Source organism: Bradyrhizobium sp. 482_C4_N1_8, from assembly GCF_052075965.1.
Lineage (GTDB): Bacteria > Pseudomonadota > Alphaproteobacteria > Rhizobiales > Xanthobacteraceae > Bradyrhizobium > Bradyrhizobium barranii.
Window position 1 is genome coordinate 2,549,345 of record NZ_CP197231.1, and the last position, 14,311, is coordinate 2,563,655.

Below are 14,311 nucleotides of genomic sequence, written 5' to 3' on the forward strand. Positions count from 1 at the left end.
GCCGCCGAGGGCCTTTTGACGAGGAGTGCAAATGTGCGAACTCCCCTCATCGTACGATCACGAGAATGCCTCGCGGCTCAACGCGTCTCCGGTCGGCGTCGGCAGATCACAGCCACCGCCTTGCGGGCAATCTCCCTCAGATCGGCGCGGCGTGCGCCGGCGCGGGCGCGGATGGCGATGGTCTGCATCGTGGCGGCGGCAAGGATCGCGAGTGCAGCCGGATCGGCCTCGCGATCCAGCTCGCCCTTGTCCTGCGCCAGGCGGAAGCGGGCCTCGAAATCGGCATCGATCGCCCGCAGTCCCGTCGCAACGCTGCTCCGGATCGCCGCATCCTCGGCGACTTCGGTCACCGCGGTACCGACCACGAAGCAGCCACGCGCTGATCCCTTGCCGGAAAAGTAGATCGACAGCGCCGCGTCATAGGCCAGCATCAGCGCTTCGTCCAAGGGATGGTCCCCTGCGAGAGCCTCGCGCGTTGCCGCGAGGCTGATCTCCCAATAGCGCGCCAACGCCTCGAGATAGAGCGCGTGCTTGTTGCCGAACACCGCGTAGAGGCTCGGTGGACTCATGCCGGTCGCGGCCGCGACCTTGTCCAGGGACGTGCCGGAATAGCCCGTCCTCCAGAACGTTTCCGTTGCCCGCTTGAGGGCCGTCTCAGTGTCGTAGGCGGGTGGCCGTCCCCGGCGCGCCGGTCCCGTCTCGCTCTTTTTCCGTGCCATGTCGTCCGAACCTGGTTGCCATGCTCCACACGTATATTTGTATGGATCGTTATAAAAATCAATGGCCGCGCGGCTTGATCGCCGCATCGGGGTACAATATTTGTAACGAACGTTAGTAAATGAGATAAGGACGAGGACGATGGGTTTGAACTTTGCGCCAATCGCCGGCTGGCTGGGCGATCGCAGCTTCCGCGGGAGCGAGGCGGCGGCGCCGTTGTTCGGAGCGGATCTTGCCAGGCGGCTGCGCCGGCCCCTGATGCTCGTGGTGCCCGCCGCGGCTGCCGTGTTCGGCGCCTTCATGTATCTGGCGCAGGAACAATATGTCTCGACCGACGATGCGTTCGTGCGCGCCGCGAAAGTCACCATCAACGCGCGGGTGCCGGGCCAGGCGGTCGAGATCGCCGTGCGCGACAATGAGCGTGTCCGGCAGGGCCAGGTCCTGTTTCGAATTGACCCGGAGCCCTACCAGATCGCCGTCGATCAGGCCGAGGCCCGGCTCGGCAGCGCGCGGCTCCAGATCGACTCCCTCAAGGCGACCTACCGCCAGCAGCAGGCGGAGCTGCAATCGGCGAAGGACTCGGCCTCTTTCGACGAGCGCGAGTTCGACCGCAAAAGGATGCTGGTCGCCTCCGACTTCACGCCGCGTGCGGTCTACGAGCGGGCCGAGACCGATCTCAAGGTCGCGCGCCATCGGATGGCATCGATCGAACAGCAGATCGCCAATACGGTCGTCGCGCTCAACGGTGACCCCGACATCGATGTCGACCGCCATCCGACAGTCCGCGCGGCCAGGGCGCAGCTCGATCGCGCGCGGCTCGATCTCTCCTACGCCACGGTGAAGGCGCCCGACGACGGTATCGTGACCAAGGTCGACGATCTGCAAATCGGCGGTTTCGTCAACGCAGGCGCGCCCACGTTCTCACTGATGTCGAGCCGGGACGTCTGGATCGAGGCGAATTTTCGTGAGACGGGCCTGACCCACATGCGGCCGGGCCAGGAGGCGACGATCGACGTCGACGCCTATCCGGATCGAAAATTCAAGGCGCGTATCGTCAGCATGAGCCCCGGAACCGGGTCGGACTTCTCGATCCTGCCACCGGAGAATGCGACCGGGAACTGGGTCAAGGTCGTGCAGCGGCTGCCGGTGCGCCTCGAGCTCGACGATCCCGATCCGACCCGGCCACTGTTCTCCGGCATCAGCGTGACGGCGCGGGTCGACACCGGCCATCGTCGCAACTGGTTGCATCTGCTCCAGCCTGCGCTTGCGACGGAGGTCAAATGAGTACGCCCCTCCCATCGACCGCGACCGGCGGTCATCATGCAATCTCGGCGGCCGCCCTGATGGCGACCTATATGCAGGCCGTCAACATTTCAATACCGAACGCCGCGCTGCCGCACATCCAGGCCACGCTCTCGATGGCCAATGACGAGGTCGGCTGGGTGTTCTCCTCGTATATCGCTGCAAGCGCCGTGACCATGTCGATCGCGCAATGGCTCGCGGGACGCTACGGCCGCAAGGCGGTCTATCAGGCAGCCCTTGCCGTCTTCACGCTTGGTCTTGTCCTCGACACGCTGGCGACGACGTCGATCCAGTTCGTGCTGGCGCGGATTCTCCAGGGCGCGGCGAGCGGACCACTTGCGCCGCTCTCATTGGCGATTCTGCTCGAGGCGACGCCGGCGGCGCGGCAAGCGCGCATGGGCCTGGCATTGACGGTCTGCTCGCTGCTCGGCATCAGCACCGGTCCCGCTCTTGGTGGCTGGCTCAGCGAATATTACGGCTGGCCGTCGATCTTCTATGTCAGCCTGCCCATGACGGCCTTCATCGCCCTGACGATGGCCCTGTTCCTGGGCGAGAAGCGGGCAGAGCGGAGCCAGCCCTTCGACGTCTTCGGCCTGACGACCTTCTCCGCCGGCATGATCGGGCTGCAGATGCTGCTGGATCGCGGCGAGCGCCTCGAATGGTTCGCCTCGACGGAGATCTGGGTCGAAGCGATCGCCTCGGTCCTGGGGTTCTATCTCTTCATCGTGCACGTTCTGACGAAGAAGGAACATTTTCTCCGCACGGCGCTGTTCAGGGATCGCAATCTCGTCCTCTCGACGGTGATCTCCTTTGCGCTCGGCTTCGTCCTGCTGCCGACATTGGCGTTGACGTCCCCGATGCTGGAGGAGTTGCTCAACTACCCTGTCGACACCACCGGCTACATGAGCATTCCACGCGGCGTGGCGCTGGTGGGAGCGCTGGTGCTGACGAGCCTGGTTCCGGGACAGGTCGACTACCGGCCGTTCCTCATGGGGGGCATGGCGCTGGTGGTCTATGCCAACTGGCTGATGCTCGGCTATTCGCCGGCGATGGATTGGCGGCCGGTCGTCGAAGCAGGTTTCCTCCAGGGCGCAGGTCTCGGCATGTTGTTGCCGGCGCTGGTGAGGGCCGCTTTCGGAACGCTCGATCCGAAGCTTCGCCCTGAAGGCAGTGCGCTGATCAACCTGTCGCGCCTTTATGGCAGCACCATCGGCATCGCGGTGGTCCAGCTCTTCTTCTATGCCAACACCCAGGCCGTGCATATCGCGCTCGCCAAGCATCTCATGCCTTATCGTGTCGCGGCGAATGTCACGGGCCCGATCGGGAAGTCAGGTCTCGCCGCCCTCAACGGCATGGTCACGCGCCAGGCGGCCACGGTTGCGGTCATCGATCAGTTTGAGATCCTGATGTTCGCCATGCTCGTCGTGATCCCGCTGGTGTTCTTTCTTCGTAAGCCGCGTCCCGCCGGCTAACGCCGGAGAGTCGTGAAATGTGTCGGCAATCTCGATCGCTTCCTCCGCATCGCGCGGCCAGCAGTCAACAAGGAGTATCACCATGACGACCTCGGATTCACTTCGTTACACGAGAATTCCCACGCATGAGGCCGTGACGATTCCCGCAGTCGGATTTGGCACGCTCATTCCGGATCCGCTCGTGACGAGGCAGGCCACCAGGGCTGCATTGGAGGCCGGATTTCGACATCTCGATTGTGCCGAGCGCTATCGCAACGAAGCGGCCGTCGGCGATGCGCTACAGGATGCGTTCAGGGCGGGCGCGCTTCAGCGCCAGGACCTGTTCGTTACGACGAAGCTGTGGAACACCAATCATCGGCCGGAGCGGGTCAGGCCCGCCTTCGACGCCAGTCGCCGGCGGCTGCAACTCGACGAGATCGATTGCTACATCATCCATACCCCCTTCGCCTTTCAACCCGGTGACGAGCAGGACCCGAGGGACGCGAGTGGCCATGTGATCTATGATTCAGGCGTGACGTTGGCGGAGACATGGGGGGCGCTAGAGCGCCTCGTCGACGAGGGGCACTGCAAGTCGATCGGGCTGTCGGACATCACCTTGGAGAAGCTGCGCGAGATCGTCGAGGTCGCGCGGATCAGGCCTGCCATGGTGCAGGTCGAATCGCATCCGTACCTGCCCGAATGGGACCTGCTCGACTTCTGTCGGGAGCATGGAATTGTGCTGCAGGCGTTTGCCGCGCTGGGACACGCCATGAAGCCGAACCTCCTCGCTGACCCCGTGATCACCGCCATCGCGGAGCGCCTGCACAAGACGCCGGCTCAAGTCGCCCTGGCCTGGGCCGTCCAGCGCGGCACGGCTTTCCTGATGACCTCAACCAATCCTCGGCGGATCGAGGAAAACTTCGATATTTCGACGCTGCCTGAAGACGCCATGCGGGAGATGCGGGACCACATCACGACGAATGTCCGCTTCAACACAGTGGTCGAGACCGGCGTGCCCGGATTCATTCCGCGGGCAGGATGAAGCGAGCGGTGTGGTACGAAGACCGAAGGCCTTCGGCCGGCCTCGTCAAATCCGGAGTTGCGCGATCAAATCGCGTGCGCTGCGGATATCGGCGATGCCGGCGCCCTCGCTGAACGCCCCGCATGCACGTTCGAGAATTGCCAGGGCCTCTGCACTCTGGCCGGCTCCGATCATGAACCGCGCAAGGCTGATCGCGCCGCGCAGCTCCCAGAATCGCGCGCCCTGCTGGTTGGCAATGTCCATGGCCTCGCGAAAGCGCGCCTCGGCGTCCCCCGCATGCCGCGGGCTCTTGAGCAACAACTCGCCCTTGATGCGGATCAGTTCCGGCAGATACCACAGCTCCTGCCGGTCGTTGCAGCGGGTCAGGACGTCCTCGATCACGTCGAGGCCACGGTCGACCTGGTGGGCCTCGCCGGAACATGCGGCGAGTTCGCCGAGCAGCGGAAGAAAGCGCGGCAGGAAACGCGCATCGCCGGCGCGATTGAGCTCTTCGCGCAGCAGCGGCAGGCCGGTCGCGACGTCGCCACGCCTTACGACGACCGCCGCGTTGAAGGCCCGTGCCCACAGGCCCCACAGCCGGATGGCGTGGCGCTCGGTGTGTTCGAGCAGCTCGGCGCCGTGGCGCTCCGCGGCCTCGAAATCGCCGGACCAGAAGGCGATCGGGCAGGCGGCTTGCCCCAGCACGCTGCAGAAAGTCAGCGCGTGGCCGTTGGCGCGACCTTCCTCGATGTTTCGGGCGGCGAGCGCCTGGGCCTGATCGGCGAGGCCCTGAAGCCACAGGATGCGGGCCCGGAAATATTGCGTCGATATCCTGAGGTCGAGCGGGAAGATCTTCGGCTTCTCCGCCAGCACGTGCAGCGACGCGTTCACGCGCTCGATGCGGAGCCGTGCGTCGTTCTGATCGCCGAGATAGTGCAGCGCCACCGCCATTAGCCGGTCGCCCAGCATGAGATCGGTCCTGTCCGACGAGTTCGCCGCTGCATTCGCAAACCGGTCGGCGAGCGCACGGGCCTTGCCGAACTGTCCGTTGTTGAACTGGTCGATGCACAAGCCCCAGAGCGCGCGCAGCCGGAAGTCTTTGTCGTCGAGCCTGTCAGCCAGCTCCAGGGTCGTCTCGAGGATCGGACGCGCCTCGCGGGCGCGGCCCTCGCCATACATCAGCGACCAGCCGAGCGCCGACAGGAGTTGCATGCGAATGCGATCATCGCCGCCGCTGTCGCCGAGCGCGGTGAGCGCCGTCTTGGCGCGCTCGCGGCATTCGGCGAACAGGGACAGGCGGACCCACAGCGTGACGGCAGCCGCCGTCAGCGCGATCCCGAGTGCGGCGTCGCCGTCGGGCCCGAAGGCCCAGTTCAATGCGGCGCGCACATTGTCCAGCTCCGCGCCATAGATGCTCAGCCATTCCGGCAGCGGCGTCGATGTATCGGCCTCCGCGCGCTCGAAGAAGTCGCGAAAATGCTCTCCATGACGGCGCGCGAACTGACTGGTCTCGCCGAGCTCGTTCAGCTTTCCATGCGCATAGGTGCGTGTGGTGTCGAGCAGGCGATAGCGCAGCGTTCGCGAGCCGGATGGCGAGATCAGCGATTTGGTGACGAGGCTGTCGATCGCCTCCAGCGTTTCGGACGCGCCGAGGCCGTCGCCGGCGGCCACAGCGGCAGCCGCCTCCGGCGCGAAGGCCCCGGCAAAGACCGACAGGCGTCGCAGCGTGGCACTCTCGGCGGGAGGTAGCAGATCGTAGCTCCAGTCGAGCGCCGCGGCGAGCGTCTGGTGTCGTGGCACGGCGGTGCGCCGACCCCGCCACTGCAACGAGAAGCGGCTGTCGAGCAGCGACGCCGTGCCGGCAATGCCGTACGCATTGACACGGCCGGCCGCGAGCTCGATTGCGAGCGCAATGCCATCGAGGCGCCGGCAAATGCTCGCGACGAGCGGCGCTTCTTCCGCACTGAGCTGGAACGGACCCGAGCTCTGCGCAATGCGCTCGACGAAGAGCTGGGCCGCGGGGTAAGCGAGGACCTCGGCGACACCCAGGTCCTCGCGCTCTGGCGGGCAATCCAGCGGGAACAGGCGGAAAATCCTTTCGCCGTCGCTCCGGAACGACTCGCGGCTGGTTGCGAGAACGCGAAGCTGCGGTGCGTCGCGAACGATGCGCTCGACGAGCGGCGCCAACGCATCCAGCACATGCTCGCAGCTGTCGAAGATCAGCAGGGCTGGGCCGGTCTTCAGGAATGTCAGCAGGGCCGGCGTCGGATCCTCCGCGCTGATGGTCAGTCCCAGTGCGGAGGCGATGGTGGTCGCGATGTGGCTGGCATCCCTCAGTGGACCGAAGTCGACGAAGAATACGCGCCCGCCGAAATCCGCCGATCTGCGATGCCCGACGGTGACGGCGACGGCGGTCTTGCCGATGCCGCCGGGGCCGACCACCGTCATGAAGCGATGCAACGAAAGCCCGTTCGATATCTTCTCGACGATCTCCTCCCGTCCGACCATTTTCGAGAGCGGCGAGGGAAGGGAACGGGGAGGTGCGATATTCACGGCGGGCTGAGCGGCCGGCGGGGCCGCGTGAGCGAGCGAGGCGACAAAGCAGTAGCCGCGGCCGGGCACATTGACGACATAACGGGCCGACTTGCCGGTATCGCCCAGCGCCTTGCGCAGTGCCGCGACGTGGAAGCGCAGGCTGCCCTCGTCGACATTGACGTCGGCCCAGATGCGCTTGACCAGCTCTCTCTTGTCGATGACTTCGCCGGGGCGCTCGGCGAGGAAGATCAGAATATCGAGCGCGCGGCCGCCGACGTGAAGCGGCGAGCCCTCCTTCTCCAAGAGCCGCGACTTCGGAAATAGTCGAAATGGCCCAAAAGAAATGGCCGAGTCTTCGGTACGATCTGGCACGCGCCATTGCCCCCGCAACGGGAGTCAAAATGTATTACTTTTTGGTCTATCAGAACGAGGCGTACAGTAAACTGGCCGAAAGCAGTGGGCAGAGCTGGTAGCCCTGCGCGCATGGCTTCGATCGGTCGGTCCGCCGAAATAACCCTTAAGAAGTAAAGGGTTATGGTGACATGACAGGGCGATGACACCGGTGCTCTCACCCGGATGGCGAATTGACGGCGGTAGCAGATTGCTGAGACTGGATGGTTCGGGAGCCGGTCCCGCCTCGACAGTGACCACCGACTTCCGGAATTCGAACATGGCTTCCTTCTCGCGGCGACGATTCGTCCATGCGCTATCGGGCGCAGCGGCGCTGGCGGCGATCCCGCGCAGCGGACAAACCGCTGATTATCCGTCTCGTCCCATTCGCCTCGTGCTTCCGTATGGAGCCGGCGGAGCGGGGGACCAGATCGGGCGTCCCTGGGTGGACAAGATGTCATCGCTGCTTGGGCCGACCTTCGTGGAATATATCGGCGGTGCGGGCGGCGCGATCGGGGCTGCGACGGTCGCGCGCGAGGAGCCCGACGGCTATTCGCTGCTGCTCGGCAATGGCAGCACGCAGGTCATCATTCCCCTGACCTCGAAAAATCCCGGCTATTCGGTCGACGATTTTCGCGCCATCTATCGCTTGATCAGCACCGCGCTGGTTTTCGCGGTCCATCCGTCGGTGCCTGCCGCGGATCTGCGTGAGCTGATTGCCTACGCTAGGGATAATCCGGGAAAACTGTCCTACGGGACACCAGGCATCGGCACTGGCAACCATCTGGTCGGCGAATCCTTCAAGCAGCAGGCCGGCGCGCTGGACATCGTCCACGTGCCGTATCGGGGCATTTCGCAGGCGACCAACGACCTCGCCGGTGGCCAGATATCGCTCGTCATCGGCGTCATGTCCGACCAGTTGAAGCAACTGGGCGAGGCCGGGAAGGTCAGGCTGCTGGCGGTCAGCAGCGAAAAGCGGTTGAGCGGCGCGCCGGAGATTCCGACCGCGGTCGAATCCGGCATGCCGGATCTCCGCTATGAGGGCTGGTTCGGCATCTTCGCACCCAGGCACACCGACGATGCGATCATCGACCGGATCGCACAGGCGACGCTGGTCGCGATGGCCGATCCGGCGATGCAGGCAAACTACCGTGCCCAGGGCATCGAGCCCGACATCGATTCGAGTCCCGACAAATTCCAGCGCATCATCGACGTGACAACGGCAAGCCTGGCGCCCGTGATCAAGTCGATCGGGCTGAGCAATTTGTGAGGCCGCTCAGGCCTCCACGCGCGACGTCTGCCGGCCCTCCGCCGTGACCATGCGCGCCGACAGCGCGACGAGACACATCAGCGCGGCCAGCAGCCAGAACGCTGTCGGCAATCCGCCAAGCCGTGCGACGAAGCCGACACCGGCGGGACCGATGAGGATGCCCGCGTAGCCTGCGGTCGTGATGGCGGCGACGGCGAGCCCCGTGGGCATCACGGTCTGCCTGGCCGCCCGGCGGAACAGCACCGGCACGAGGTTCGATGCACCGAGGCCGATCAGCAGGAAGCCGCCGATGGCGACCGCCGCTACGGGCGCCCTGAGCAGGACTACGAAGCCCGCGATCGAAATGATGCTGCCCCAGAACAATGTCGCGCGATCCCCGATGCGTGCGACGACGGCGTCGCCGCCGAGCCGCCCCGCGGTCATCGCGATCGAGAACACGATGTAGCCGATCCCGCCTTGCGTCTCCGAGACGAGGCCGGCGCCGATGACGAGCAGCGCGCCCCAATCGAGCATCGCGCCCTCGACGAGGAAAGTGATGGCGGCGAGCAGCGCCAGCAGGAGCACGGAGCCATGCGGCAGCACGAAGAGCGGTCCGTCCTGCACCTGCACCGAACGAAGCAGGCGCGGCCAGGCCGCCAGCATCGCGACCAGCATCAGCACGGAGCAGATCAGCGTGCAGGCGAGCGCGCCGAGTTGCAACGAGAGCAGCGCAGTCATCAAGGCGGATCCCGCGAAGCCGCCGATGCTGAACAGCGCGTGGAAGCCGGACATCAGCGGGCGGCCCGCGTCGCGCTCCACCTCGACCGCATGAATGTTCATGGCGACGTCGATGGAGCCGAGCGCGGCGCCGAAGGCGAACAGGGCCAGCGCCAGCGTTGCCGGCGAGCTTGCGATCGCCAGCAGGGGCAGCACCAGCGCCAGACCGAGCCCGCCCGCAATGATGATCGGCTTGCTGCCGTAGCGCGCGCTCATGACTCCGGTCAGAAGCATCGCGACGACCGAGCCGATGCCGAGGCTGAGCAGGAGCAATCCAAGAACGCCGTCATCGACGCCGAGCCGCGTCTTTGCGAACGGCACCAGCGGCGCCCAGCACGCGATGCCGAAGCCCGCGACGAGAAAGGCGAGCCGCGTCGCGAGGCGCGTTGCCGGCCGGTCGGCAGAATGCATGGGAACTCCGGGGAAGCAGGGCGGGGCGGATCGACAAGCCCTGAGATTGCCGCGCCTTTATGTCCGAGGCGTGCTCGAATTGTCGCAGATAGTGCTCAAGAACGGCGCGACGTCAACCTGGGTTCCGAAGCGTGTTGCGTTCGGGACGATATTCGTAATCACGCCGCCGGCCGCGGCCGTAGGGCAAAACACCGGGTCATTCCGAGCTGCGCCGGTGTCAAGCCGCGCTTGCAAGAATATTCCACTTTACCGAAATTCGGAAATGGCGTATGTGTCGTCCATCCCGGCTCACCAAGAGGGGCGATCTTGTGTCGTCACTGTCGCGAGCCGGGCTTGCGGTGGACGCGACAGCGTCGGGCGCGAGAGGTTAAGGGCGGGGCGGATTGCTCTCCGTGAGCCCAAAACTTCGTGCTGGATGAGCGGCGCTGTCAGGTTCGTCTCGTCTGTAAGTTTCCGGCTCCGTCGACAGGGCTGGAAAAACTGCGGCGACATGGCGGGCCGTGCGTACGGCAAAACCGTGTGGTCCTTTCCGCAAGCGCTGTTTTCGGCCGGTTAAAAGCGGTGAAAGTACCTGAAACTAAAGGTATATTTCGGTTTTAGTCGCACTAACGAAAGGCCCGCCCGAACCTGCCGGGCCCTATTAGGCCCTAGTTTCACATCCTGCCGTTGGGCGCGAGTTGGAGTTCGGGAAGCTTAAGCCGCTCGAACGGCCTGAGGATCGCGGCGCGCCCCATGCGGTGGCCCTGCGATCCGCGCGCGCTGTACGGCCTTCCCGGGCCTGCGCTGCGGCCCGGTTGCCGTGGTTGGCCCTAATGAACGGACTACTTTTTCTGCTCGGTGGTGGTTGTAGTGGTCGGGGTGCCGTCGCGCGCGTCCCGTCGCTCGTCGCGTCCTGTGCGCCGGTCTTGACGCCGTTCTGTGCGTCCGGTCCGGCGTTCCTGGCGCCTTTCTGTTCGCCCGCTTCGCCGCTCCTGACGGCGCTCTGTCCCAGACATCGGCGCGTCTGCGGGCGGCGTCGTGGGCGTGGCGGGCGCCGTGGTGGTCTGAGCTTCCGCCTCTGACACCGCCAAAATTGCGGGCGAGGCCATAAGCCCAAACACGGCCGCGTATCCAAGGAAAGTGAGTGCGTTGCGACGACAGACCTGTTTCGGCTCCGAACGTTCACTCATCGTCAGGCTCCCGGTTGCTGTTGCCCCAGAGCATGGCACCTGAGGTCGAGAGCCGGCGCTTGATCTAGATCAAATAGGCGCAGTTGCACCCGGCAGCGTGCCAACGTCGTCTAAGATTACTTTTTGGTCGGCCCGCTGCTCTCATTTACTTGGTCAGCTTCAAGCCACGCTGGAATTTCCGGCGACGGGATTGACGTTCTCGGCAGGTGGGGGATCATGGTCCCCGCGGTGACGACCAATCCCTCGTTGAATTTGGTTCGCGCAAAATCCTTCGCTTCTGCTTCGGTTTCAAACGTCTTGGTTAAGCGCGGATGTCGCCGTCTTAACAGCGTGCCATCCGGCGGCACTTCAAAAGTGACGTACCAAGTGTGTTTCATGCCGTGATGCCGCATCGGTCGCCTGCGCCCGCGCCGGGGGCGATAAAAAAGCCGCCACCGGGACGAAGCGGTGACGGCTTCTTTCTCGCTCGTGACCGCGAAACAAGTCTTTACCGCCCCGCCCCAACGCGATTGACGCCGCCATTTGCATTGCCACCGGCGTTATGACGGACCGCAGCGCGCGCCACCGGACGAGGCCTCAGCACGACGCCTGCCCGGGCAACGCAACCCACTGGATATTCAACGTACTGGCAGTACACGACCGCCTGGGCTGGCGCTGGATTGAGCGTGACACCTGCAAGCCCCAACAGGGCGCTAGCAGCAATCCCGGCAACAGTCGCTGACTTGATCGAAAGACGCTTCTCCGGATGCATGTTGGACCTCCCTCTTCGCGCTTGCGTCACTGAAAGGTGACGGGAGCCGCCTCAGGTGCGGCTGAACATGGCATGAGCGCTAAAGGATCGCTGACGTTGACCTAGATCAACGGAGGGTCTGTGCGCTGTTGCCCCTCCCGGTGTCCGCCCTATGGCCCGGCGCTGGCGGCGCGCTGTACGGCCTTCTGCCGGGCCTTGGCGGTGCCGTAGGCCGCCTGTCGCCGTTGCGGTGACGTGCTGCCGCGCTCGACGGGTGATGAGGCGACGCCGCGCTAAGGGTTCTCCTCGCTGTGTTCTTCGAGCAGCTTCCGGGTAGCCCTGATGCGGGCGGAGACGTTCTGAAGCGTTGCGTCCGAACTGATACCTTGCGAATGCAGGAGCATCCACAGGGCTTCGGCAAGGATGACTTGATTTTCTAAAATGGCGCGTTGGATTTTATCCATCATCATCCATGCTCCGTTGGTTGCCGTCCGCTGTCGGTCGCCTGTCCGCGCCGTGATGCTGGCGCGGTCGAGCGCGCGGCTTCGATCAAGTTGCAGATTTTGCGCTTTTGTCCCAAGAACAGAACTGCGCTTGCGTTGCGCGGCGGCTGGCGATGGTGACGCGGTGGCGCTGCCGGTGCGAGCCGCTGCCCGTGTGAACCAAGGCACTGAGGGCGTTACGCCCGCTTCGCCGTCTTGGAAGCTTCGATCATCGCAAGCTCAACATGATCGGCAAGGCTGGTCAGATGCAGGGCCAACATATCGAACATTTCCCGCTTGGTCGGGACAGTGGCAAGATCGCGGAGTAGCGCGGCCTCAGCAGCATCCTTCCGAAGCTTTTCAAGAGCCGCTTGATAATCCCTCATGGAGCTGCTTTGGGCGGCCGCTGGGCGGTTGACCCTAAGCTTTCGTTCAGCCAGTCCGCCGTATCGGCCCCGGACGCCTTGCGGAGCAGTTTGTCTTTTTCTGCCCCGGGGGGAAGAAGCGCCGCAACTTCGCGCGCCGTCTTGGCGAATGACGCAAGACGATCTTGCAGCGGCACTTGTTGCTTGAAACGACGCCGTTTCATGGCGCGCTCCTTTCTTCAAGAGGAAGGCGGGAAGCGCAACCGGCGTTCACATCACCGATAAGAGCCTATGACCGGGCGGTGATGCAGGACCAACACTCTTCGAGCAAGTCTGTTCCGGGCCCGCTCAGTCAAAGAGGACCGGGGCCATGACCAATCGGTCGTCAGGGTCCTGTGGAGGGCGCGAGTTCCTGCGGGGACCGCGCGACGGCCCCGCGCAAGCGTATTTGCAATCGCGCAATCCCGGCTTTATTTGTGCGAATTGGTACACAAATTCCGTGTGCGCCGATTGGCCATAAGCAGGCCGCAAACTGCGAATGTTTAATGCCCGCTTCAGCCGCGTGAGCGGACATTATCAGCCAAGTCTGTCGAGTCCGAAAGGGGCCAACAAAAGGAGACGTACTGAAGCACGCGCGGTTATGCGCGCAACAATGAGGCGGTTGCGCAGTTCCAGTGGCCCGTTCAACTCTCGGTCGAGGAGTGGCAATGTGGCCGGCCAAGACTCCGGCCGCGACGCCGCCGTCGGGGCCCACAACCTAGCTGGCGCTTTTTTGAATGGCGGTTGGCAGCGTTTCGGATTTGTGCTTTTTGCAATAGGCGACAACTTTTTCGGAATTCTTTTGCAGGCGGTCGTAGTCCAAAACATTATTATTTGCAGCCGCGTTATAGTAGCCGCTCATGAAATACCTTACGAAATCTCGGTCTGCTGAACCGTATCCTAGCCAATTTCCGCAAGTGATCTTGTTCATGTCCAGCTTGATCTGAGCCGCGGCTGGCGCTGATGCCGCGCCTATCAAAATCACAGAAACGACAAGAGCCCTGCATTTCATAGCGATCCTCCAAAGTCCCGAGCCGTCAATTTTTGCCTACCGATTGTTGCAAGCCATACATAACGCTTTCCGCCGGATGGTATTGGCACCATGCCTTTACGTTGGCGATATTTTGTTGATGCAAAGCAAGGTCCACAAAGGTCCTGTTGTTCTGATAACTGAACCAACCGCTCATCCAGGCAGAAAACTTATCTGACTGTGACTGCGGCATAGCAAGATATTGGCTACATATGATCTTGCCCATATCAATGGTTACCTGCGCATTCGCAACGATTGGAATTAAAGAGACAGCAAACGTCAGACTGATCAATCTACATCTCATCGAGGTTGTCCTTGATGCTGATCTACAGGGATCTGGAGAGGGCTGCCACTACAAGGACGCAAGAAAACGAAGTCTCGCGCCGCTCATGTTGATCTAAATCAACAGAAGTCCGCTTGGGGTCATTCGCGTCGTTTTGACCCTGCGCTGACTACTTCCGGTTTCCATCCAACACCGGACATATCGTTGCACTAGGTCGCGGTCACTTGCCCTGCTGCTTGATCGCCCACAGCCGATAGGCTTCGGCCTCGTAGGCGTCCCGCTCTGTCGGCGGCGGGATCAGCTTCGCGCCTTCGCTGCGGAAGTGATCGAGGCCGCGCCCGAGCGCCTTGCGAAGATCTC

At 63.6% G+C, this 14,311-nt stretch carries 14 protein-coding genes; 4 read left to right on the forward strand and 10 right to left on the reverse strand.

Features of this window, described 5'->3' with window-relative positions; genetic code table 11:
• Positions 1–77: 77 nt before the first annotated feature.
• On the reverse strand, positions 78–719 hold the full coding sequence (locus AB7Z56_RS11780) for a TetR/AcrR family transcriptional regulator (protein ID WP_283017273.1): 642 nt from the start codon (positions 717–719) through the stop codon (positions 78–80).
• Positions 720–858: 139 nt separating this feature from the next.
• Between AB7Z56_RS11780 and AB7Z56_RS11785 the strand changes: the two genes are divergently transcribed.
• From AB7Z56_RS11785 to AB7Z56_RS11795, 3 genes are all read left to right on the forward strand, one after another.
• On the forward strand, positions 859–2,001 hold the full coding sequence (locus tag AB7Z56_RS11785) for an HlyD family secretion protein (RefSeq protein ID WP_283017272.1): 1,143 nt from the start codon (positions 859–861) through the stop codon (positions 1,999–2,001).
• Entirely contained in the window at positions 1,998–3,491 is a 1,494-nt protein-coding gene (locus AB7Z56_RS11790; RefSeq protein WP_283017271.1) for an MDR family MFS transporter, read from the forward strand. The genes AB7Z56_RS11785 and AB7Z56_RS11790 overlap by 4 nt, the downstream gene beginning before the upstream one ends.
• Before the next feature lie 82 nt (positions 3,492–3,573).
• On the forward strand, positions 3,574–4,512 hold the full coding sequence (locus AB7Z56_RS11795) for an aldo/keto reductase (protein ID WP_283017270.1): 939 nt from the start codon (positions 3,574–3,576) through the stop codon (positions 4,510–4,512).
• 45 nt (positions 4,513–4,557) lie between these two features.
• On the opposite strand, the gene AB7Z56_RS11800 is transcribed toward AB7Z56_RS11795, so the two are convergent.
• Complete coding sequence (locus AB7Z56_RS11800) at positions 4,558–7,398, reverse strand: ATP-binding protein (RefSeq protein WP_283017269.1); 2,841 nt, start codon at positions 7,396–7,398, stop codon at positions 4,558–4,560.
• 298 nt (positions 7,399–7,696) lie between these two features.
• Here AB7Z56_RS11800 and AB7Z56_RS11805 point away from each other — a divergent pair, with 298 nt between their 5' ends.
• Positions 7,697–8,686 carry a Bug family tripartite tricarboxylate transporter substrate binding protein gene (locus tag AB7Z56_RS11805; RefSeq protein WP_283017268.1) on the forward strand — a complete coding sequence of 330 codons (990 nt, stop codon included), beginning with the start codon at positions 7,697–7,699 and terminating at the stop codon, positions 8,684–8,686.
• Positions 8,687–8,692: 6 nt separating this feature from the next.
• Here AB7Z56_RS11805 and AB7Z56_RS11810 read toward each other — a convergent pair whose 3' ends face one another.
• From AB7Z56_RS11810 to AB7Z56_RS11845, 8 genes are all read right to left on the reverse strand, one after another.
• A complete protein-coding gene (locus tag AB7Z56_RS11810; RefSeq protein ID WP_283017267.1) occupies positions 8,693–9,853 on the reverse strand; it encodes an MFS transporter in 1,161 nt (386 codons plus the stop codon).
• Positions 9,854–11,138: 1,285 nt separating this feature from the next.
• Positions 11,139–11,399 (reverse strand): hypothetical protein, encoded by a 261-nt coding sequence (locus tag AB7Z56_RS11815; RefSeq protein WP_080586859.1) that lies wholly within the window; start codon positions 11,397–11,399, stop codon positions 11,139–11,141.
• Between the two features lie 110 nt (positions 11,400–11,509).
• A complete protein-coding gene (locus AB7Z56_RS11820) occupies positions 11,510–11,773 on the reverse strand; it encodes a hypothetical protein (protein ID WP_080586857.1) in 264 nt (87 codons plus the stop codon).
• A gap of 272 nt (positions 11,774–12,045) precedes the next feature.
• Complete coding sequence (locus AB7Z56_RS11825; RefSeq protein WP_155258276.1) at positions 12,046–12,423, reverse strand: hypothetical protein; 378 nt, start codon at positions 12,421–12,423, stop codon at positions 12,046–12,048.
• Between the two features lie 8 nt (positions 12,424–12,431).
• The gene (locus tag AB7Z56_RS11830) at positions 12,432–12,620 is read right to left on the reverse strand and encodes a hypothetical protein (RefSeq protein WP_283018500.1); all 189 of its coding nucleotides are present in this window, start codon (positions 12,618–12,620) and stop codon (positions 12,432–12,434) included.
• Positions 12,617–12,823 carry a hypothetical protein gene (locus AB7Z56_RS11835; RefSeq protein ID WP_441256240.1) on the reverse strand — a complete coding sequence of 69 codons (207 nt, stop codon included), beginning with the start codon at positions 12,821–12,823 and terminating at the stop codon, positions 12,617–12,619. Before AB7Z56_RS11835 ends, AB7Z56_RS11830 begins: the two co-directional genes overlap by 4 nt.
• A 533-nt stretch (positions 12,824–13,356) precedes the next feature.
• Complete coding sequence (locus AB7Z56_RS11840) at positions 13,357–13,650, reverse strand: HdeA/HdeB family chaperone (protein WP_084795025.1); 294 nt, start codon at positions 13,648–13,650, stop codon at positions 13,357–13,359.
• A gap of 25 nt (positions 13,651–13,675) precedes the next feature.
• Positions 13,676–13,960 (reverse strand): HdeA/HdeB family chaperone, encoded by a 285-nt coding sequence (locus tag AB7Z56_RS11845; RefSeq protein WP_223153946.1) that lies wholly within the window; start codon positions 13,958–13,960, stop codon positions 13,676–13,678.
• Between the last annotated feature and the right edge of the window lie 351 nt (positions 13,961–14,311).

Coding starts and splice junctions, on each gene's coding strand:
- AB7Z56_RS11780 (WP_283017273.1), bottom strand. CDS start 719: ATGGCACGGAAAAAGAGCGAGACGGGACCGGCGCGCCGGGGACGGCCA.
- AB7Z56_RS11785 (WP_283017272.1), top strand. CDS start 859: ATGGGTTTGAACTTTGCGCCAATCGCCGGCTGGCTGGGCGATCGCAGC.
- AB7Z56_RS11790 (WP_283017271.1), top strand. CDS start 1,998: ATGAGTACGCCCCTCCCATCGACCGCGACCGGCGGTCATCATGCAATC.
- AB7Z56_RS11795 (WP_283017270.1), top strand. CDS start 3,574: ATGACGACCTCGGATTCACTTCGTTACACGAGAATTCCCACGCATGAG.
- AB7Z56_RS11805 (WP_283017268.1), top strand. CDS start 7,697: ATGGCTTCCTTCTCGCGGCGACGATTCGTCCATGCGCTATCGGGCGCA.
- AB7Z56_RS11810 (WP_283017267.1), bottom strand. CDS start 9,853: ATGCATTCTGCCGACCGGCCGGCAACGCGCCTCGCGACGCGGCTCGCC.
- AB7Z56_RS11815 (WP_080586859.1), bottom strand. CDS start 11,399: ATGAAACACACTTGGTACGTCACTTTTGAAGTGCCGCCGGATGGCACG.
- AB7Z56_RS11820 (WP_080586857.1), bottom strand. CDS start 11,773: ATGCATCCGGAGAAGCGTCTTTCGATCAAGTCAGCGACTGTTGCCGGG.
- AB7Z56_RS11830 (WP_283018500.1), bottom strand. CDS start 12,620: ATGAGGGATTATCAAGCGGCTCTTGAAAAGCTTCGGAAGGATGCTGCT.
- AB7Z56_RS11835 (WP_441256240.1), bottom strand. CDS start 12,823: ATGAAACGGCGTCGTTTCAAGCAACAAGTGCCGCTGCAAGATCGTCTT.
- AB7Z56_RS11840 (WP_084795025.1), bottom strand. CDS start 13,650: ATGAAATGCAGGGCTCTTGTCGTTTCTGTGATTTTGATAGGCGCGGCA.